General features: G+C 35.6%; 17 protein-coding genes. 6 read left to right on the top strand and 11 right to left on the bottom strand.

Translation table 11 applies throughout. The annotated features are described in order from the left end of the window. Window positions 1-8: 8 nt before the first annotated feature. On the bottom strand, window positions 9-1,235 hold the full coding sequence (locus tag FC46_RS03725; RefSeq protein WP_057797997.1) for a homoserine dehydrogenase: 1,227 nt from the start codon (window positions 1,233-1,235) through the stop codon (window positions 9-11). A 168-nt stretch (window positions 1,236-1,403) separates the two neighbouring features. Here FC46_RS03725 and thrC point away from each other — a divergent pair, with 168 nt between their 5' ends. Further along, entirely contained in the window at window positions 1,404-2,891 is a 1,488-nt protein-coding gene (thrC, locus tag FC46_RS03720) for a threonine synthase (protein WP_057797995.1), read from the top strand. 9 nt (window positions 2,892-2,900) lie between these two features. After that, on the top strand, window positions 2,901-4,256 hold the full coding sequence (locus FC46_RS03715) for an aspartate kinase (protein WP_057797993.1): 1,356 nt from the start codon (window positions 2,901-2,903) through the stop codon (window positions 4,254-4,256). Between the two features lie 60 nt (window positions 4,257-4,316). Here FC46_RS03715 and FC46_RS03710 read toward each other — a convergent pair whose 3' ends face one another. Both FC46_RS03710 and msrB read right to left on the bottom strand, forming a co-directional pair. Then, on the bottom strand, window positions 4,317-5,552 hold the full coding sequence (locus FC46_RS03710) for an SLAP domain-containing protein (protein ID WP_057797991.1): 1,236 nt from the start codon (window positions 5,550-5,552) through the stop codon (window positions 4,317-4,319). 341 nt (window positions 5,553-5,893) lie between these two features. Continuing rightward, window positions 5,894-6,322: a peptide-methionine (R)-S-oxide reductase MsrB gene (gene msrB / locus FC46_RS03705; RefSeq protein WP_057797987.1), complete on the bottom strand. Its 429-nt coding sequence runs from the start codon at window positions 6,320-6,322 to the stop codon at window positions 5,894-5,896. A 137-nt stretch (window positions 6,323-6,459) separates the two neighbouring features. On the opposite strand from msrB, the gene FC46_RS03700 reads away from it, so the two are divergent. The 3 genes from FC46_RS03700 to FC46_RS03690 all read left to right on the top strand — a co-directional run bounded on the left by FC46_RS03700 (window position 6,460) and on the right by FC46_RS03690 (window position 9,941). Continuing rightward, complete coding sequence (locus FC46_RS03700; protein ID WP_057797985.1) at window positions 6,460-7,461, top strand: 2-hydroxyacid dehydrogenase; 1,002 nt, start codon at window positions 6,460-6,462, stop codon at window positions 7,459-7,461. A 24-nt stretch (window positions 7,462-7,485) separates the two neighbouring features. After that, window positions 7,486-8,670, top strand: coding sequence for an aminotransferase class I/II-fold pyridoxal phosphate-dependent enzyme (locus tag FC46_RS03695; RefSeq protein WP_057797983.1), 1,185 nt, complete (start codon window positions 7,486-7,488; stop codon window positions 8,668-8,670). A gap of 86 nt (window positions 8,671-8,756) precedes the next feature. Then, complete coding sequence (locus FC46_RS03690; RefSeq protein WP_057797981.1) at window positions 8,757-9,941, top strand: aminotransferase class I/II-fold pyridoxal phosphate-dependent enzyme; 1,185 nt, start codon at window positions 8,757-8,759, stop codon at window positions 9,939-9,941. A 56-nt stretch (window positions 9,942-9,997) separates the two neighbouring features. Here the strand turns inward: FC46_RS03690 and FC46_RS03685 are convergent, their stop codons facing one another. From FC46_RS03685 to prmA, 7 genes are all read right to left on the bottom strand, one after another. Continuing rightward, window positions 9,998-11,149: a GH25 family lysozyme gene (locus tag FC46_RS03685; protein ID WP_057797979.1), complete on the bottom strand. Its 1,152-nt coding sequence runs from the start codon at window positions 11,147-11,149 to the stop codon at window positions 9,998-10,000. Between the two features lie 178 nt (window positions 11,150-11,327). Next, entirely contained in the window at window positions 11,328-13,181 is a 1,854-nt protein-coding gene (gene aspS / locus FC46_RS03680; RefSeq protein ID WP_057797977.1) for an aspartate--tRNA ligase, read from the bottom strand. 4 nt (window positions 13,182-13,185) lie between these two features. Beyond that, window positions 13,186-14,472, bottom strand: a complete 1,287-nt coding sequence (gene hisS / locus FC46_RS03675; RefSeq protein WP_057797975.1) for a histidine--tRNA ligase — start codon at window positions 14,470-14,472, stop codon at window positions 13,186-13,188. Between the two features lie 280 nt (window positions 14,473-14,752). Then, entirely contained in the window at window positions 14,753-15,190 is a 438-nt protein-coding gene (dtd, locus tag FC46_RS03670) for a D-aminoacyl-tRNA deacylase (protein ID WP_057797973.1), read from the bottom strand. After that, window positions 15,190-17,430 carry a RelA/SpoT family protein gene (locus FC46_RS03665; protein WP_057797971.1) on the bottom strand — a complete coding sequence of 747 codons (2,241 nt, stop codon included), beginning with the start codon at window positions 17,428-17,430 and terminating at the stop codon, window positions 15,190-15,192. Before FC46_RS03665 ends, dtd begins: the two co-directional genes overlap by 1 nt. 20 nt (window positions 17,431-17,450) lie before the next feature. Then, window positions 17,451-17,822, bottom strand: a complete 372-nt coding sequence (locus FC46_RS03660; RefSeq protein ID WP_057797969.1) for a hypothetical protein — start codon at window positions 17,820-17,822, stop codon at window positions 17,451-17,453. A 32-nt stretch (window positions 17,823-17,854) separates the two neighbouring features. Further along, window positions 17,855-18,799, bottom strand: a complete 945-nt coding sequence (gene prmA, locus FC46_RS03655; protein ID WP_057797967.1) for a 50S ribosomal protein L11 methyltransferase — start codon at window positions 18,797-18,799, stop codon at window positions 17,855-17,857. A 61-nt stretch (window positions 18,800-18,860) separates the two neighbouring features. On the opposite strand from prmA, the gene ybaK reads away from it, so the two are divergent. After that, window positions 18,861-19,367, top strand: coding sequence for a Cys-tRNA(Pro) deacylase (gene ybaK, locus FC46_RS03650; RefSeq protein ID WP_057797964.1), 507 nt, complete (start codon window positions 18,861-18,863; stop codon window positions 19,365-19,367). A 213-nt stretch (window positions 19,368-19,580) separates the two neighbouring features. Here ybaK and FC46_RS03645 read toward each other — a convergent pair. Further along, on the bottom strand, window positions 19,581-20,310 hold a 730-nt coding region (locus FC46_RS03645; RefSeq protein WP_162253132.1), incomplete at its 5' end, for an LPXTG cell wall anchor domain-containing protein.

The raw sequence follows: 20,310 nt of genomic DNA, 5'->3' as shown, positions 1-20,310 counted from the left end.
ATCTTCACCTATTCCATAACTTGATAAATAGAATAATCAACCTTATTTTCATGCAACAACTTTTCTAACTTAGCTAGTTCTTGCAAATTAATTTTTGGAGTAAAGAACATAAGTCTATTCAATGTGTTCCTCAATGATTCACCTAAATAATGGTTCATTATGTACAGGTATTTGTCAGTACCGTCTTGTATAGAAACAAAATATACACGATTTTCATCAATATTCTTAACTACTTCGAGTCGATTATCAAATGAATTAAACGCTTCTGCTTTATCTAAATGCTTAGCTTCTTGAATCAAATCGCTCACTACACTATTTGCAGTTGGCAAACTTCCGGCACCTGGACCATAGAAAAAGCTTTGTCCAATATATTTACTCTTTACTTCAATAGCATTGAATTCGTTAGATACAGATGCAAGTTGAGAGGATTTCTTTACAAGTTTTGGAGAAACTTCTACTAATAATTTATTCCCTACTCTTCTACTTGTACCGATTAATTTGATGGTGTAACCCGTTTGAGCAGCAAAGTCAACTTCTTCACTATCAACCTTTTCAATTCCTTTATAGGAAACCTGATCAAGTGTTACTTTCGTCCCAAAGGCAAAATCCGTCAAAATCACCATTTTAAAAGCAGCGTCTTTTCCTGTCACATCATTAGTAGGATCAGCTTCCGCAAAACCTAATTCTTGTGCCTTTTTCAATGCGTCTTCAAAATCAAGCTCTTCTTCTTTCATCTGAGTCAAAATATAGTTAGTAGTACCATTAACTATCCCAGAAATTTCTTCAATTTGGTCTCCACTATAATTCACACTTAAATTTCTTAAAATTGGTATTCCGCCAGCAACGCTTGCTTCGTATAAGAAATTAGCGTTATTTTCTTGTGCTAGCTTAATTAATTTTTCACCTTTAGTAGCAATCAAATCCTTATTGGCACTTACAACACTCTTGCCTTTTTTGAGAAGGGCTTCAATATATTCCTCTGCAGGATGAATTTCACCCATTACTTCAACGACAATATCAAGGTCGTCATCATTAACAATGTCATTAAATTCCGTTGTTAATTGTAGGTTATCAAACTTATTTTCATATTTTTGGGGATTTCTTATCAAGGCCTTTGTAATTATGAATTTACTACCAGCGTTTTGAACGATTTTACTAGAGTTTTCTTTTAAAATTTTAACAACGCCGCTACCTACCGTTCCTAAACCAAGTAGCGCTACTTTAATCGTCTTCATCGTGTCACCTCAAAATATTTGTTTTATTTATTGTAGATAAATAAAATACATTTTACAATGTTCTAATAAAAGCTTAAGAAATAATTTTACACTAGTATCTAGATTTCAAACATTATACAATGTTAACTAATACGCATAACAATAATAATTAGAGAGGTGTTTTGTAGAATGAAATATCGCAGTACTCGAGGGAATATTAACAATACATTAAATTCAACCAATGCAATTATTCAAGGTCTTGCTCCTGATTCTGGTTTATATGTACCGTTGAAATTTCCAAAAGCCACTTGGGAATTAGCTGATTTGGCACAATTGAATTACCAAGAAATTGCTAAATTAGTTTTTAATTTATTCTTTGATGATTTTTCTGAAGAGGAAATTAATCAAATTGTCAATTCTGCCTATGGCAAGCAATGGGATACACAAGATATCGCCCCTCTTAAGGAACGCGATGGAAATTTCTATTTAGAATTATTTCATGGACCTACTCTCGCATTTAAAGATATCGCTTTACAGGCTTTACCTTTATTAATGACTAAAGCAGTCCAAATTGAGCAAATTAACCATAAAATTATTATTTTAACTGCTACTTCTGGTGACACTGGTTCCGCATCAATGGCAGGTTTTTCTAACAAAAATGGTACTGAAGTTTTAGTATTCTACCCTGAAGGTGGTGTCAGTCCGGTTCAACTCAAGCAAATGCTTAATCAGCCTGGAACTAACTTGCGAGCTTTTGCAATTAAAGGAAATTTTGATGATGCTCAAACTGAAGTTAAACGTATTTTTAATGATCAATCCTTTAATCAAAAGTTACTTGATGAAAACTACCAATTTTCTTCTGCTAATTCAATGAATATTGGTCGTCTTATTCCGCAAATTGTCTATTATTTGTATTCTTATGGTACTTTAGTTAAAAACAAAAAGATCAGATTAGGCAATAAAGTAAACTTTACCGTTCCTACTGGTAATTTTGGTGATATTTTGGCAGCCTATTACGCCAAAAAGCTCGGTTTGCCAATTAACAAATTAATCTGTGCTTCAAACGAGAACAATGTTTTAACTGATTTTTTCAAAACAGGTAAATATGATCGTCAGCGCCAATTCCATTTAACTAACGCACCAGCAATGGATATTTTGGTTTCAAGCAACTTGGAGCGACTTCTGTTTGATTTGGATGACAATAACGCTCAAGAAATCAAGCAATGGATGGATCAATTAAATGATCAAGGTTTCTACCAAGTTAATGATCAAGTTTTTGAAAAGATGAACAACCTTTTCGCTGCAGGATTTGCAACCCAAAGCGAAGTAAAAGATGAAATTCGTCGTGTCTATGAAGATGATGTTTATGTAATTGATCCGCATACCGCTGTGGGCTCTTTTGTCACAAAAAAATATCATGAACAAACTGGTGATAAAACACCAACTATAATCGTTTCAACTGCTAGTCCATATAAGTTCCCTGAAACAGTCTTCTCTGCTTTAACTAAAAAAGAAGTAAGCCCTGCTTCACCAGCTTTAAATCAATTAGATAGTCTTCTAAATGAAGATCTAGTACCTGCAATCAAGAAACTCTTTGACGAAAAAAACACTAAAGAAACGGTCATCTCGATCAATGAAATGCAAAATATAATTTTAAAAAATTTGGCTTTAGACTAGGAATAAACTATGAAAGTAATTAAATTTGGTGGATCTTCTTTAGCAGATGGTCCTCACATTGCGCAAGCAATCAAAATCATCAAATCTGACCCGCAGAGACAAGTTATTACGGTCTCTGCACCAGGAAAAAGAAAAAAAGATGATGTTAAGGTAACTGATTTACTAATTCACTATGCTCAGACTGTTTTACACCATCAAGATTATCAAGACATTATCAATCAAATTTTCAAGCGTTATAAAGAAATTGCACAATACTTTGACTTAAAAAACGAAGATATTCGTGATATTTATACAATCATTCAGTCGCTTGCTACAACTCACTATCCTAATAAAGAATATTTGTTGGCTGCTTTTAAAGCACACGGTGAATATCTTAATGCTAAATTGATCACGTTAATTATGAATCATCAAGGCATTAAAACTCGTTTTTTAAGTCCGAAAGACGTGGGCTTAATGGTTACCGGTGAGCCAAATAATGCGATCGTTAATCCAGAGACTTATCTGAACTTGCGTAGGATCAAAGTCGCCAAAGATGAGCGTATTGTTTTCCCGGGCTTCTTCGGAATTACTCCTTCAGGACAAATTGCTACATTTTCTCGTGGTGGTTCAGACATCACTGGTGCCATTCTTGCACGAGGTTTTCATGCAGACTTATATGAAAACTTCACTGATGTTGACGCAATTTTTTCTGCAGATCCTAAGATCGTCAAGCATCCCCGCCCTATTAAAAAAATGACTTATCGTGAAATGAGAGAATTGTCCTATGCTGGTTTTTCTGTTTTTCATGATGAAGCACTAATTCCTGCTATCCAAAGTCAGATCCCAGTTAATGTAAAAAATACTAATACGCCCGAAAAAGAAGGAACTTTAATTGTTCCTGAATATAATTTTGAGCCTCAATCTGTTATTACTGGAATTGCAGGCGGTAAGAATTTCTGTGCACTTTATTTGCATAAATATCTCTTCAATTCAACTTCAGGATATACTTTACGCATCTTCCAAATTCTAAACGAGCATAATGTTTCTTATGAACATATGCCTTCTGGAATTGATGACATCACAATTATCTTTAAAAAAGATAATCTAAATGCCAAACTAATCGATGAAATCTGTGATGAAATTCAAACTGCAATTAATCCCGATCAATTACAATGGATTGACGATTACGCCATCACAATGGTTGTTGGCGAAGGTATGAAAGATAAAATGAGCTTATGTGCTAGCATTTTAGCACCACTGGGTGAAAAGAATATTTCAATTCAGATGATCAATCAAGGTGCTTCTCAAATTTCAATCATGATTGGAACAAGGCGTGAAGAAGCGGAAGAAGTAATTAAGACTATTTATAAGAAATTTTTAAACTAAAAAAAAGGCATTACTTGTAGTTATAACTACACAGTAATGTCTTTTTGAATTTATTCAATTTTAATTAAAGTTGGCAACCTTAACGTATCTGTTACGACCAATTCTGTAGTAAGACTTACCATTAATCTTAAAGCTAGAACCGTAAGTTGTTACGCTCATTCCTCTTTTAATGGTTGATACATAAACGCGATTACCACGACTGTTATAAACATATGCATTATGAGTAGTTACGCGTATTCGACCATCAATGTTAGAAACGTTGATATACTGATTATCACCAATCTTGTAGTAATTTGTACCATTAATTCTTACCATACCGCCAAGTACTGTAACTTGTTGGTAAGCACTGTATGAAGTAGTACCATTTCTATTACCATTTTTATCGTAGACATATGCCTTATGCATAATCGTCTTCGACGTTTTTACTTCATCATTTGAAGAAGTATTATTGCTGCTTGATGAAGCTGCATTGTTAATGTTAGTAGTAGCATTATTATTAGTAGTGTTATTGTTACTTGAACTAGATGGTGCTTGAGTTGATGTTGAATTCATTGATAAAGGTAAAAGTGTAATATTACCATCAACGCTCAAGCCTCGCCAATTATCAGTAAATTGCCAAATTGCTACGCCATCCATTGATGGGAAGTAATTGAAGTTTGCTGTATCAACTCTACCTGAGACAGCATATGAAGCAACCCACAATGAATTAGGATACTTATTTAAAATAGTGCTTGTATTAATATTATTGTTTAACAAAGATGCACCTGAATAAAGAAGTGGTTGATAACCAGCAGCTTTTATTTGATCCATAAAGGCTAAAATCGCATTAGCACTTGCATCACGGCCACCGTTGACATTGTTACCATCACCAGTTTCCCAGTCACAAGCAATATAACTACCAGCTGGTAAACCTGTTGCTTTAGCAGAAGAAATAGCATATTGTGCTTCACTTGCTGCAGCGGTACTATTTGCACCAAAAGTTGCAAAATGGTACGCCATCGGCATCATATTGTTTGCAATTGCGCTTTGAATTTGAGCTGATGCTTTTGGATTGCGATAAGTAGTACCTTCACTAACTTTTACAATAGCAAATTGACCACCATTTTGCGCTACTTGATTCATACTATTACTTTGATAGCTCGCTACATCAACTCCATAGCTTCTTGCAGCTACAGAATTAGTATCCGCCTTTACAGTCATAGCCGGCAACTTAGTAGTAGCAACCACCGCTGCACCACCAGCTAAGGCACTTGTACATGCTAAAATTTGTAGCAACTTCTTATTACTCTTACGCATCAAAATCCCCCGTTTAATATCATTTTTGTTAAATCTTCGGATTATTTAAATTTCTTTAACTTATCTAGTAATATGATATCACGGTTTGCATTCTACAAATATTAAAACAAATTATATTTTTTGTGACAAAATGAATTACTTTCTTCTAAATGATTTCACTTCTTGTTTTGCTGTTTGACGTGGGTGTGACAAAACGAGTAAACCTGCGATTAAAACTACAATTGCGAAAATTTGTGACATAAAATTTGCTCCTTTCATTTCACTTACTTTTATATAGTATCTGATTATAGTTTTGAAATCAAGCTTACTTTTTGTATGCTAGTATTCTTTTCCTGTATACTCTATTGAAATAATTTCTTGTATTCGCTATATCCTTCATCATCAAGTTCTTCATATGGAATAAAACGTAAAGATGCTGAATTAATGCAGTAGCGCAAGCCACCTTCACTAACAGGTCCATCAGTAAAGACGTGCCCTAAATGTGAATCAGCTACAGGACTCTTAACCTCCGTTCTTTCCATATTATGTGATTGATCTCGGTGATAGACTAATTTCTCAATTGGCTTAGTAAAACTTGGCCAACCACACCCTGCATCGTACTTATCTAAACTTGAAAAAAGAGCCTCTCCTGAAACTACATCAACATAGATTCCTTTTTCATAGAAATCATCATATTTACCAGAAAAAGGATATTCAGTTGCAGCCTTTTGTGTTACGTCATATTGCTCTTTTGTTAATTTCTTTAATTGCTTTTCTTTATCAAATGTCATGATGAACTCCTTTCACATTGATCCACAGCTTAGCACAAATTAAAATCTGCATAAAATTTTATGCCTATTCATATTGCCTTTCTTATTTTAATTTAATAAAATAAAGAGAGCTGCAAGAGAAAGGCGGGAGAAGAAAAATGAGAATTATTTGTTATGGTGTCCGACCAAACGAAATACCCTATTTTGAACAATTAAACAAATACGATTTTGAATTGAAATTAGTTCCAGATTTTTTAACAGCTGAAAATGCGACAGAGGCTAAAAATACTGATGCGGTCTTGTTACGTGGCAATTGCTTAGCTAATAAAGAGAATCTGGAACTTTTTGCTAGTTATGGAATTAAATACGTCTTCACAAGAACTGTGGGAATTAACCACATTGATTTAGAAGCTGCAGATAAGTTAGGTCTTCAAGTTGCGCGAGTACCTAATTATTCTCCTTATGCCGTTGCCGAACTTGCAATGACTTTAGGGATGCAATTATTTAGACATATAAATCTTGTTTTAGCTAATACTTCTAAAGCAGATTTCCGCGTTTTACCGGATTACTTCAGTCGTGAAATTCATTCATCAACTGTGGGCATTATTGGTGCCGGGAAAATCGGAGTAACAGAAGCTAAATTGTACCGTGGTATGGGGACTAAAGTACTTGCTTATGATCCCTTCCCTAATAAACAAGCCGAAGAATTCGTAGAATTTAAGGAACTAGACGAGGTTTTAGCTACTAGCGACATTATTTCAATGCATATTCCATATTTTCCTGGTCAAAATGATAACTTCATCAATGCTGATTTTCTTAAAAAGATGAAGAAAAATGCCGTCTTAGTTAACACATCACGTAGTGAAATTGCAGATACTCAAGCAATTATCTCTGCAATTAAGACTGGTGAACTTGCTGGTTATGCGGCGGATGTTTTCCCTGATGAAGAAGATATCATGGGACACAATTTTGCTTCACTTCAAGATTTACCAAATAAAGAAACAGCCGAATTAACCAGTCTATATCCTAAAGTGATCTTAACACCTCATATTGGTTCTTATACTGAACCAGCCTTGAAAGATATGATCTCAATTAGTTATGAAAATTTCCACCAAAGTTTAACAACCGGAAGCAATCAAAACATCGTTCATGCAAAATAATTTTATTTTAGAAAGGTTACTAACATGCCAGAATTATCACCAGCTTTAAAAGATTACAGAAACCAAATCGTTAACTCACTTACTCCATCCTTAATTCGCGTATTTAATAATCGTTGCAGCCAAATTCCTGGCATTATTAAATTAACTTTAGGTGAACCCGATTTAAATACACCCGAGCATATTAAAGCTGCAGCAATAGCAGATATCCAAGCCGATGATTCTCACTATGCCCCACAGCCTGGTACACCAGAACTTAGAAAAGCAATTGCTGATTACTTAAAGAGAAGTCTGAACGTTGATTACAATCCTGACAATGAAATTATTGTTACTGTTGGTGCAACTGGCGCTTTAAATGCTGTTTTAAAAGGTATTTTAAACCCTGGAGATAAAGTTTTAGTTCCTACTCCAACTTGGTCAATGTACTTCCAATTAATTAAAATGAACGGTGCAATTCCTGTTCAAATTAATACCGCAGAAGATGGTTTTGTTTTAACACCTGAACATTTGCAAGAAGTACTTAATAATGAAGGAAAAGGTGCCAAGGCTATCTTATTAACTGACCCTTCAAACCCAACTGGTCGTGCTTATCCCGCAGAAATTTTAAAGGGGTTAGCTAAGGTTATCGAAGAAAACGACATGTTTGCTATTTCAGATGAAATTTATGGCGAATTAATTTATGGTGATACCGTTCACCATTCCCTTTCTCAATATATTCCTGGAAATACAATTTTAGTTTCTGGTGTATCAAAAGCCTACGCAATGACTGGTTGGAGATTGGGCTATGTTGCTGCTCCAAGTGAAGTTATGGAAATTATCCGTAAGGTAAACAACTTCTTGATCACCGCTGTAACTGGCAATGTTCAAGCAGCTGCTATTGAAGCGTTAAACAATGGGCAAAATGATCCAATTGAAGCCCGTAAAATTTATCAAGAACGTTTAAACTTAATGAAAACTGGTCTTGAAAAACTAGGATTCCAGATGGCCGCTCCACAAGGTGCCTTTTATATTTTTGCAAAGATTCCAGACAAGTTTGGGCAAGACGATGAAAAATTTGCTAATGAATTGTCTGAAAAAGGAAAAGTTGGCGCTACTCCAGGTAGCTATTTCGGTAAAGGCGGACAAGGCTATGTTCGTATGTCTTATGCTTCTTCAACCGAACAACTTAAAGAAGCTTTAAAACGAATTGAACAATTCATCAAATCTATATAATTAGCATTCTTTAATTTTTATTAAAGAAGTTGTCGATCATCAGTTGTTCATTTACAATATTTTCTAGATGTAGAAAGGAAAATATTATGCCAAAATTAGCTGATGATTTATCAATGACTATCAATACGAGAATTAATGCAATGGGCCCTTCAAAAATTAGAGCCTTTGATGAAAAAGCGTCAAAAATTCCAGGTATGATCAAATTAACAATTGGTGAGCCTGATTTAAATACGCCAGATCATGTAAAAGAAGCCGCGATCGCTGACATTAATGCTAACGATTCTCACTATGCTCCTCAAGCTGGTAAACCTGAACTTTTACAAGCCATCAGCTCATATCTTAAACGAGAATTGGATGTAGACTACAATCCCGAAACAGAAATTTGTGTTACTGTTGGAGCTACAGGAGCTTTAAATGATGTCTTTATGACTATCTTAAATCCTGGCGACAAGATTTTAGTCCCTACCCCAGTTTGGGCTTTGTATTTTCAATTAATTAAAATGTGTGGTGCAATCCCTGTTCAAGTTGATACTTCTAAAGATGGTTTTATCTTAACACCAGAGCATTTACGACAAGTTTTACGAGAAGAAGGAAAAGGCGCTAAAGCAATTATTTTAACCGATCCTTCTAATCCAACCGGTTGCGTATATCCCGCTGAAATTTTGAAAGAATTGGCTAGTGTAATTAAAGAATTCCACCTCTTTTCAATTACTGATGAAATATACGGAGACTTAGTTTACAACGGCAATGTTCACCACTCTCTTTCACAATACATTCCTGAAAGAAATATTCTCATTTCTGGTCTTTCAAAAGCATATGCAATGACCGGTTGGCGTTTGGGATATATTGCTGCTCCAGCACAGATTATGAGCAGCATTCGTAAAACAAATGCCTTCTTGGTTACTTCAGTAACTGACAATGTTCAAGCCGCAGCAATTGAAGCTTTGAATAATGGTCAAGAAGATCCTCTTGAAGCCCGTAAAATTTATGAAAAACGTTTAAAGTTCATGAAAACCGGTATGGAAAAGTTAGGCTTTGAAATGTCTACTCCACAAGGCGCTTTTTATATCTTTGCTAAAATTCCAGAAGCCTTTGGTACTGATGATGAAGCTTTTGCTAATGAATTGGCTGCTAAAGCAAAAGTTGGTGTCACTCCAGGTCGATACTTTGGCAAAGGTGGTCAAGGTTATGTTCGACTTTCTTACGCTTCATCGACTAAACAACTCGAAGAAGCTTTGAAACGGATCGAAAAATTTGTTGAAAATATTTAGTCAAAAAAAGAAATCCAAGCTGATTTAACTTGGATTTCTTTTTTGCTTTTTTAACTTTAATTAAAATCTGAAACTAGTACATAACGATTCTTGTTAATACGGTAGTAACTTTGGTTATTAATAGTCTTAACTTTTCCGTAAGTTGGAACCGTTGAACCTGCTGAGATAGCTGGTGAAGAAGTTAACTTACCAGTGCTGTCGTGAACGTATGCAGTATTCTTAAGAGTACGCTTTACGCCATCAACGTTAGCTAACTTGATATATGAATTAGAACCAACACGGTAGTAACTTACATTATTAATTAAGACTGCACCGCCGTAAACTTTAACCTTCTTGTAAGCCTTGTAAACCTTACCGTTGCGGTTACCATTCTTGTCGTAGCCATATGACTTAGTCATAACAGTCTTCTTAGTTGAAACAGACTTAGTTGAAGGTGCTTGACTTGATGCTGAACCTGAAGTTGATAATGGTAAGAGTGAAATGTTACCGTCAACGTTCAAACCACGCCAATTATCAGTAAATTGCCAAATTGCCACGCCATTCATTGAAGGAAAGTAATTAAAGTTAGGAGTATCAATTCGGCCCATGTGTGCATATGAAGCTACCCATAAAGAATTAGGAAAAGCATTAGTTACCTTAGTAGTGTTAATATTATTATTCAAAAGTGACGCACCTGAATACAAAAGTGGCTTGTGGCCGCTAGCTTTCACTTGCTTCATAAATGCAATAATCGCATTTGCACTTGCATCTCTACCACCATTGACATTATTACCATCACCAGTTTCCCAGTCACAGGCAATGTATGAACCTTTTGGTAAACCGTATGCCTTAGCAGTCGCTACTGCATAATTTGCTTCAGCAACTGCGCTTGATGAGTTAGCACCGAACAAAGCAAAGTGGTATGCCATCGGCATCATTCCACTAGCTTTAGCAGATGCGATTTGTGCTGATGCTTTAGGATTCTTATAACTAGTCCCTTCACTAACCTTGACAATAGCGAATTTTGAACCAGCTTTAGCACTACTTGCAAGACTTGATGATTGGTATGATGAAACATCAATACCATATGAACGAGCTTTTACAGTAGCAGCCTTTACGCTATCTGCTTGATTTACTGAAAAATATACTTCACTAGTTGTAACTCCTGCTGTTGCAAGAATACCGGCACATGCTAAAACACTTAATAATTTATTTGTCTTTTTTTGCAATTAAATTCCCTCATTCGATTTTAGTTTTTTTTATTTCTCTATATCATTTCATCCTTACATAATAATAGCAGATAATTTTACTTTCTAAATTACAATCTTTTAACAAAGTATATTACGAACAATAAAAGAGGCTAAACTCATTAAAAGTTCAACCTCTTTTATTATTTATCACCGAAAACTAGTCGTCCCAAGTAGCATTCTTGTCAGCATCTTCTTGAGCTTCTTTTTCAAGACGTGCTTCAATTTCCTTGACACTAGCTTCATATTGTTTTTCAACTTCAATACCAAGATCAGCTAATTGTTGATCTGCAACTGGTGCCGGAGCATGCATCATTGGTTCTGAAGCGTTAGCATTCTTAGGGAACGCGGTAACGTCACGAATGTTTTCCTTTTGAGCAAGCATCATAGCAAAGCGATCCAAACCAATAGCAAGACCTGCGTGTGGTGGGAATCCCATGTCCAAAGCATCCAACAAGTAGCCAAATTGTTCATAAGCACGCTTCTTAGTAAAGCCCAATGCCTTGAACATCTTTTCTTGAATTGAACGCTTATGGATACGGATTGATCCACCACCTAATTCATCACCGTTCATAACAATATCATATGAACGAGCGTGAGCCTTATGAGGATCAGTGTCAAGAAGCTTAATACCTTCGTCATCTGGCATAGTGAATGGGTGGTGAGCTGCGATCCAACGACCTAAACCTTCATCGTACTCGAATAATGGCCAGTCAACAACCCAGACAAAGTCATAAACGTCTTTAGGAACAATACCAGTTTCATGAGCAAATTCACGACGTAAGTGGTCCAAAGAATCACAACATACTTTCCACTTATCAGCAACAAAGACTACTAATTCTCCACCTTCAAGGTCAAATTCCTTCTTCAAGTCTTCCTTGTTTTCATCAGTTAAGAAGCGTGAAACTGGGCCTGAGAATTCACCGTCTTCATACTTAACCCAAGCAAGACCCTTTGCGTGGTAACGCTTGATGTAGTCAGCTTTTTCATCAATCTTCTTACGTGAGTATTCCTTAGCACCATTCTTAACGGCCAAACCCTTTACATAGCCGCCATCAGCAATTGCACCTGAGAAAACTTTGAAGTCTGAATCTTTGAGAATTGGGCTCAAATCATGAATAAACATTTCGTAGCGAGTATCTGGTTTATCACAACCGTACTTATTCATTGATTCAGTCCAAGAAATTCTCTTGATAGGAGTCTTAAGGTCGATGTTCATAACATCCTTCATAACTTTCTTCAAAAGACCCTCAGTGTAATCTTGAACACCCTTTTCATCAAGGAATGAAGTTTCCATATCGATTTGAGTAAATTCTGGTTGACGATCGCCACGAAGGTCTTCATCACGGAAACAACGTGCTAATTGGTAGTACTTGTCAAAGCCAGCACCCATCAACAATTGCTTAAACAATTGTGGTGATTGTGGTAAAGCATAGAAAGAACCTGGGTAAATTCTTGAAGGAACTAAGTAGTCACGAGCACCTTCAGGAGATGATTTACCCAAAATTGGAGTTTCAATATCAATAAAGCCATTTTCGTCAAAGAATTCGTGAACTGATCTTAAAATCTTTGAACGCAAGATAATTGCCTTTTGTAAAGTTGGGCGACGTAAGTCAAGATAACGATACTTCAAACGAGTTTGTTCAGCAGCAGTAATGTCATCCTTAATTTCAAATGGTGGAACCTTTGACTTATTTAAGATGTCAATTTCAGTTGCGTCAACTTCAACTTCACCAGTCTTCATGTCTGGGTTAACGTCTGAACGCTTAACAACCTTCCCCTTTACTTCAAGAACGTATTCGTTACCTAAGCTGTCAGCAATATCCATTAATTCCTTACCGGAATCTTTGTTAACAACAACTTGAACAATACCTTCACGATCGCGCAAGTCGATGAATACCAAATTACCCAAGTTACGTACACGTTGTACCCAACCATATAAAGTTACTTCTTGACCTTCGTACTTAGTGGTAATGTTGCCACAGTAGTCTGTTCTTTTGTCCATATGTTCCATAGTTTTAGTCCCTCAATTTATTCATTACAGATTCCATATCGTTTAAGTCTTCTAAGCTTAAATCGATAGTCTTACCATCAGCCAAACGCTTAATGTTTAAAGTGCCATTTTCAAGTTCTTTAGCACCCAAAGTAATTACGTATTTAGCATGAACTCGGTCAGCTTTTCTGAATTGCGCTTTAAGTTTCTTTTGATCAACATCATATTGAGCCTTAAATCCTTGAACGCGAAGTGAGCGAGCAATCTCAACAGCCTTCATCTCAGTGCCAGCTCCGATATTAGTGATGAAGAAATCAACGCCTTCATCCTTGAACAAGTCAGGGTTTTGTTGTTTCAAAACAAGCATCAATCTTTCTTCACCAATACCAAAACCAACAGCTGGAGTTTCTGGACCATCAAATTCTTCTACCAAGTGATCGTAACGACCACCGCCAAGAATAGTAGTTGCTGATTCCCACAAGTTCTTATCTTCAACCATGAATTCAAAAATGACGCCAGTATAGTAATCAAGTCCACGAACCAAATCGTCATCAATTACGTAGTCAATACCTAATTGATCTAATGTATTAAGAATAGTTTCAAAATTCTTCTTAGCATCTTCATCCAAGAATTCACGAATCTTAGGCGCATCTGGTAAGAATTGTTGATCTTCTTCAGCCTTTGAATCCAAAATACGAAGTGGATTCATTTCCAATCTTCTTTGTGAATCTTCTGAGAGTTGATCCTTCAAAGGAGTGAAGTAATTTACAAGTGCATCATGATAATCCTTACGAACTTGAGCATTACCTAAAGTGTTAATATGTAATTCGTAATTCTTAACACCAAGTTCAGCTAAAAGATCGTGACCCATCATAATAGTTTCAACATCAGCTAATGGGCTGTTTGAGCCAAAACTTTCAACACCAATTTGGTGGAATTCACGTTGACGACCAGCTTGTGGACGTTCGTATCTAAAGGTTGGATCAATGTAAAATACATTAAATGGTTTAACTACATCAGGTCCATATAACTTATTTTCAACATATGCACGAACAACACCAGCAGTTCCTTCTGGACGAAGTGCAATATGACGACCACCCTTGTCGTTGAAGTCGTACATTTCTTTTTCAACGATATCTGAAGTTTCACCACTTGAACGTGAGAAAACTTCATAATTTTCAAACATTGGCGTTCTAATTTCACGGTAGTTTGCTCGTTTGAAAAAGTTACTTGCAGTTTGTTCTACTTTTTCCCATGAGCCTGAGACATCAGGTAAAATGTCAACTGTTCCTTTTGGTCTTTGAACTCTCATTTAATCATCCTTTTTTAATAAAAAGCGCCCTTGAACTAAATCAAGGGCGCTTAAGATTAGCACGGTACCACCTTTTGCTTGCTGCGATTAACGCTCGCGAAACGATCCATTATCTGTTAAAGGTGTCACAGATTACGATCTCTCTACCTTCTCACCGAACCAGGTAGTCTCTGAAAAAGACCATACTAATCTTCATTCTTTGTCATCGATAATTCCTATTTAGAATATATTTTTAAGTCGATAAAGTCAACTGTTGAAAGCGATTTCTGCTAGATTTATTTTACAAATCTAGCACGATAGTGAATGGACCATCATTTTCGAGGCTAACTTGCATGTCAGCACCAAACTCACCAGTTTCAACATGAAAGCCATCTGCTTCAAGTTCTCTATTGAAATCTTCCCATAATTCTTTTGATTTTGGTGGACGCATTGCTTCAACAAAGCTTGGACGGTTTCCCTTCTTGGTATTAGCTAATAAGGTAAATTGGCTAACACTCAGAATTTCACCATTAACATCCTTCAAAGATAAATTAGTCTTCCCTTCTTCATCTTCAAAGATTCGCATTTTACTAATTTTATCTGCAGCTTTTTTAACAATTGGTAATTCATCGCCATCTTTTAATCCAACTAAGAGTAAAAATCCCTTACCGATCTTACCAACAGTTTTACCGGCTATATCAACTTGGGCATGATTTACTCTCTGAATAACAACTCTCATTAATTATCTGACCTCTTTGTTTCGTATACATCAGGAATATCGCGCAATTTACTCAAAATATCATCTAGCTGAGTAGCATTCTTAACAGAAACAGTAACATAGATGTGTGCAATATTTTCATCATTAACCTTGCCGGAAATGTTATTAATGTTTTTAGTTAATGAATTCAATTTATTGATTACATCACTCAACAAATTGCCACGATTGTAACCAAAAATTTCAATGTTGGCATTGAAAGCTTGTGCATTGTTTTCTTCAACGCTCTCCCATTGGACGTCAATCAAACGTCCTTGCTCTTCAGCTTCTTTAGTGATATTACGACAATCAGCTCTATGAATCGTTACGCCGCGCCCCTTTGTAACATAACCAATAATCTCGTCACCAGGAACCGGGTTACAGCATTTAGCAAGGTGCAGCATTAAATCACTCACACCTTGAATCATAACGCCATTTTTATGCTTTAGCTTCATTACTGAAGAACTATCATTATTGGAGTTTCCGGAAGTAACTGCTTGCTGACCAGCATTTAGAATTTCTTCTTCACGCCGTTTTTGCTTTTCAAGCTCATCTTTACGACGCTTTTCAATTGTTAATCGATTATAAACACCAATTACTGACTGATCTCCAAAACCTATAGCTGCAAATAATTCATCCGCATTATGGTAGTTAAAATGTTCAACCAGCTTATCAATATGATCTTTATCCATATATTCTTTAGTAGAAAGATCATGTTCTCTTAACGTTTCCGCTAATTCTTGCTTACCTTTTTCGATACTATCAGCACGATCAAGTGTTTTAAAGTAGCGCCGAATCTTATTTCTGGCTCTAGATGTTTTAACCATATCGACCCAATCACGACTTGGTGTCGCATTAGTCTGGGTCATGATTGAAATCACATCACCATTTTTCAACTTGTAATCAAGTGGTACTAATTTATTATTGACTTTTGCGCCAACAGCGTGACTTCCGACTTGTGTATGAATCGCGTATGCAAAGTCTAAGGTTACTGAACCTTTTGGTAGTTCATAAACTTCGCCTTTTGGTGTAAAAACATAGACGCGATCTGAAAAAATATCGCTCTTAACGCTCTTCATGAATTCGTCAGCATCTTTGGTTTCATCCTTTAATTCAAGGATCTCACGCACCATATCAAGTTTTTCACCAGAAGAAGTTTCTTGAACACCATTGAAATTACCACGTTTATATGCCCAGTGAGCGGCCACACCGTATTCAGCAACTTCGTGCATTTGTTCAGTTCTAATCTGAATCTCAAGTGGCTTACCACCTGGTCCAATAATAGTAGTATGCAATGATTGATAACCATTAACTTTTGGAACAGCAATATAATCCTTAAACCTTCCTGGCATTGGCTTCCATTCAGTATGAACTGCACCTAAAACAGCATAACAATCTCGGACGTTTTTAACAATTACACGAACAGCCAACAAGTCATAAATTTCATCAAAATCTTTATGCTTGTTAACCATCTTTTTGTAAATCGAATAAATATGCTTTGGCCGACCATAAATTTCGTACTTGCTTCCTAAGCCATCTAAAGTTTTCTTCAAAACAGTAATAGCGTCAGAAATGAATTTTTCACGCTCACTTCTTTTAACGTCCATTAAGTTAACGATGCGATAATATGCTTCAGGATTAAGATAATGGAAAGATATGTCTTCTAACTCCCACTTGATAGTCCCAATACCTAATCTATCAGCAAGTGGCGCATAAATATCCATTGTTTCAGAAGCAATTCTACGTTGCTTATCCGGGCGCAAGTGTTGAAGAGTATGCATATTGTGCAAGCGATCAGCCAATTTAACCATGATTACCCGTAAGTCTTTTGCCATCGCAATTAACATTTTACGGTGATTTTCAGCCAAAAATTCTTGGTGTGACTTATATTGATATTTATTTAATTTTGTTACGCCATCAACAATGAAAGCAACGTCTTCACCGAAATTCTTTTTAATATCGTCATTAGTTACGGGTGTATCTTCAACGGTATCATGTAAAAAACCTGCTGCAATAGTATCTGGATCCAAATTTAATTTAGCAAGTGTTCCAGCTACTTGAGTGGGGTGAATAATGTAAGGCTGCCCTGAAGCTCTTTTTTGATCTTTATGTGCTTCATTAGCAAACTCATAAGCTTTTTCTACAAAAGCCAGTTGCTCATCATTCATGTATTTTTTACATTCATCAATTACTTGATCATGAGACATCTCGACATATTTAGACATTGACAATCATCCCTTCTAATTTACCGATAAATATGATTGTTAATTAGACCAAACACCTCAAAAATAAGATAAATTAGTCCAAAAACTAAATTGTAATTTGCAAATCTAGGCAAAATTGCTAGACAGAAAATCACAGGCAAAAATAGCATCCACCATTTTGACAAAGAACGTTTCTTGATTAATACCCCAACATGAAAACTAATGATACTATTGAGAATCAAAAAAACTAAACCAACACGTACTACAATCGGCAGTTGAATCAAACTTAAAAAGTATGGAAACGCTGCAATGAAAACACCCCACCAAATAATGGGCATGAAAGAATGTTGATTTAACTTTTTCAATAAAGGGATGGCTAAAAACTTTTGCCAAATATTTTGTAATTCTTTCATTTAAGTTTAATTTATCCTTTATTCTACCACAATTATTTTTCTTTTCTAGTAATTGATAACCCAATCCAACGACCTTGTCGCATTGTCAAATCAATTTTAAAGTCATTTTCATCCAATGCTTTTTCAATCTTAGGTAATTGTAAGTAGTCAATTCCTGAGAAAATGATTTGACCATTATCATTTAAGTGATCATTCATTTGTGGAATTAAATCTAATAAGATTTCAGCTAAAATATTAGCAACAATAATATCAAATTTACCATCAACATCGGCTAAAAGGGATGTTTTTTGTGTTTTAATATTTGTCAAACCGTTCAAAGCCGCATTTTGCTGAGCAGCAGTCATTGATTCATCTGAGATATCAGTTGCTAAAACATTGGTTGCACCTAATTCTGAGGCTGCAATTGCTAAAATACCAGACCCAGTTCCCACATCAACAACTGACACAGGTTTAACAATTGCTCTTTCAAGTCCCATCATCGCAAGTTGTGTGGTTTGGTGATTCCCTGTACCGAAAGCCAAACCTGGATCAAGCTTAATTAATTTCTGATCACTAAAAGCTGGTTTGTAATCTTCCCATTCAGGAACAATTGCTAAATGTCGTGAAAAATCAATTACATGATAATACTTTTGCCAAGCAGTATTCCAATCTTGATCGGCAATATAAGAGGTAGTGATTTTTTCTTCACCAGTATTTAAGCCGTAGCTTTTTAATTCATTTAACTTATTTTTGAATTTATTTACCAAATCATCGCGGTCTGCTTCTTCATCAAAATAAGCGATGAATTGCATATCCTTAGGTAAATCTTTAATTTCATCCATTTCAACAACAGTTGAATCATGAAGCCAGCCAGCTTGCTCAAAGTCGCTGCGCTTTCTAGCTTCTGTTCCAAGTGCATTCAAGTTGTCTTGGCTATAGATACTTAGTGCATCTTCTACTTCATGACTAGTTTCAATTTTAATTGCTAATAATTTCATTATTTAATTGACTCCTTTAGAAATTGTCTCGTCAATGCTATCATAATTCAGGGTGATAAACATGTCTAAGAAAAAAAAGAAAGATAAACTTGAAAAAACTTTGGTTGAAAAAATTCTCGACCAAAATAAGATCAAATATCGTCAAGCCTCATTTGCAACTCATCCAGATAGTGGCGGAGTTGCACAGATGGACACTTCTATTCTAAAAGACAAAGAACATTTAGTCTACAAGACTCTCGTCTGTGAAGGAAATAAAACCGGCCCACTTGTTGGTGTTGTCCCGGTCACTGAGCATTTAAGCATGAAAAAATTGGCAAAAATTTCTGGGAATAAAAAATGTGAAATGTTGCCACTTAAGAAATTGCAAAAGACCACAGGATATGTTCATGGTGCTAATACACCAATTGGTATTTGGTTTAACCACCACTTCCCTATTTATTTAGATAATAGCATGAATGAACAAGAAGAAATCGCTGTTTCAAGTGGTGAAGTTGGTCGTAGCGTTTTCTTAAGTCCAAAGGATTTGGCTGAATTCTGTCATGCAACAATTACGGATTTGAAAGAATAGGTAAAACGCTTTCATCTTCTCTTGATAGTGATATAATTATTAGTGACCACATATAAAAACTATGGGAGAAGATGAAAAGAATGAATGTATTATTAGGTCTCAGTGGCTTTGTTGTTGCGATGATCGCTGTATGGTTAATAATGCGCACAGCATTTATTAAATAAAGCAAATAAATAATAGGAGTAGCTTAATGGCTGCTCCTATTATTTTTCTCTATTTTTTTGCTGATGACTTTTTCTTTTTAAAACCTACTAAGCCTATCATAGCTGAAATAATACTAATTATAGATAACAAATAAGAAGAAGTTTCTTTGCTATTTCCAGTTTGAGGTAATTTTTCATGACCTTCTACACTATTTCTTTCTGAAGCAGTATGTTCTTCTTGATTTTTTTCACTTAAAGTAGCGTATTTCACTGTGCTATAATTATCACTTTTTGTGTTTATATTCTTTTTTAAACTTGTTTTCTTCTCAGTTTTAATAATTGTTTTGTCTTCTGGCAAAATTGGATTAGTATATTCGAATTTATCATCATTCGGCGTATTGTATCTTTTTTCTCCAGAATCTACATGTTCTTCTGGAATGGAATAGTTAATTCCCTGATAATCAACTTCCTTTGCCTTTGAAACGTTTAAATTATAATCATATTTTGGTAGTTCATAGATAGTGGCATCACCGATTGATTCACCCTTTTTAACTGAATTCAAATCATATGCTGGTAAGTCTACTTGCGTACCATCGCTGATTGATTCACCTTTTTTAACTGAATCTAAATCATATGCTGGTAAGTCTACTTGCGTACCATCGCTGATTGATTCACCTTTTTTAACTGAATCTAAATCATATGCTGGTAAGTCTACCTGCGTACCATCGCCGATTGATTCACCCTTTCTAACTGAATTCAAATCATATGCTGGTAAATCCGCCTGCGTACCATTGCCGATT

This window comes from Lactobacillus kalixensis DSM 16043, from assembly GCF_001434335.1.
GTDB classification, from domain to species: Bacteria; Bacillota; Bacilli; order Lactobacillales; family Lactobacillaceae; genus Lactobacillus; species Lactobacillus kalixensis.
Note: the sequence above shows the minus strand (reverse complement) of the source record. Positions and strands in the feature narration are given on the sequence as shown.

Excerpts from the sequence above, each read along its gene's own strand:
- FC46_RS03725 (WP_057797997.1), bottom strand. The coding sequence starts at position 1,235 with ATGAAGACGATTAAAGTAGCGCTACTTGGTTTAGGAACGGTAGGTAGC.
- thrC (WP_057797995.1), top strand. The coding sequence starts at position 1,404 with ATGAAATATCGCAGTACTCGAGGGAATATTAACAATACATTAAATTCA.
- FC46_RS03715 (WP_057797993.1), top strand. The coding sequence starts at position 2,901 with ATGAAAGTAATTAAATTTGGTGGATCTTCTTTAGCAGATGGTCCTCAC.
- FC46_RS03710 (WP_057797991.1), bottom strand. The coding sequence starts at position 5,552 with ATGCGTAAGAGTAATAAGAAGTTGCTACAAATTTTAGCATGTACAAGT.
- msrB (WP_057797987.1), bottom strand. The coding sequence starts at position 6,322 with ATGACATTTGATAAAGAAAAGCAATTAAAGAAATTAACAAAAGAGCAA.
- FC46_RS03700 (WP_057797985.1), top strand. The coding sequence starts at position 6,460 with ATGAGAATTATTTGTTATGGTGTCCGACCAAACGAAATACCCTATTTT.
- FC46_RS03695 (WP_057797983.1), top strand. The coding sequence starts at position 7,486 with ATGCCAGAATTATCACCAGCTTTAAAAGATTACAGAAACCAAATCGTT.
- FC46_RS03690 (WP_057797981.1), top strand. The coding sequence starts at position 8,757 with ATGCCAAAATTAGCTGATGATTTATCAATGACTATCAATACGAGAATT.
- aspS (WP_057797977.1), bottom strand. The coding sequence starts at position 13,181 with ATGGAACATATGGACAAAAGAACAGACTACTGTGGCAACATTACCACT.
- hisS (WP_057797975.1), bottom strand. The coding sequence starts at position 14,472 with ATGAGAGTTCAAAGACCAAAAGGAACAGTTGACATTTTACCTGATGTC.
- dtd (WP_057797973.1), bottom strand. The coding sequence starts at position 15,190 with ATGAGAGTTGTTATTCAGAGAGTAAATCATGCCCAAGTTGATATAGCC.
- FC46_RS03665 (WP_057797971.1), bottom strand. The coding sequence starts at position 17,430 with ATGTCTAAATATGTCGAGATGTCTCATGATCAAGTAATTGATGAATGT.
- FC46_RS03660 (WP_057797969.1), bottom strand. The coding sequence starts at position 17,822 with ATGAAAGAATTACAAAATATTTGGCAAAAGTTTTTAGCCATCCCTTTA.
- prmA (WP_057797967.1), bottom strand. The coding sequence starts at position 18,799 with ATGAAATTATTAGCAATTAAAATTGAAACTAGTCATGAAGTAGAAGAT.
- ybaK (WP_057797964.1), top strand. The coding sequence starts at position 18,861 with ATGTCTAAGAAAAAAAAGAAAGATAAACTTGAAAAAACTTTGGTTGAA.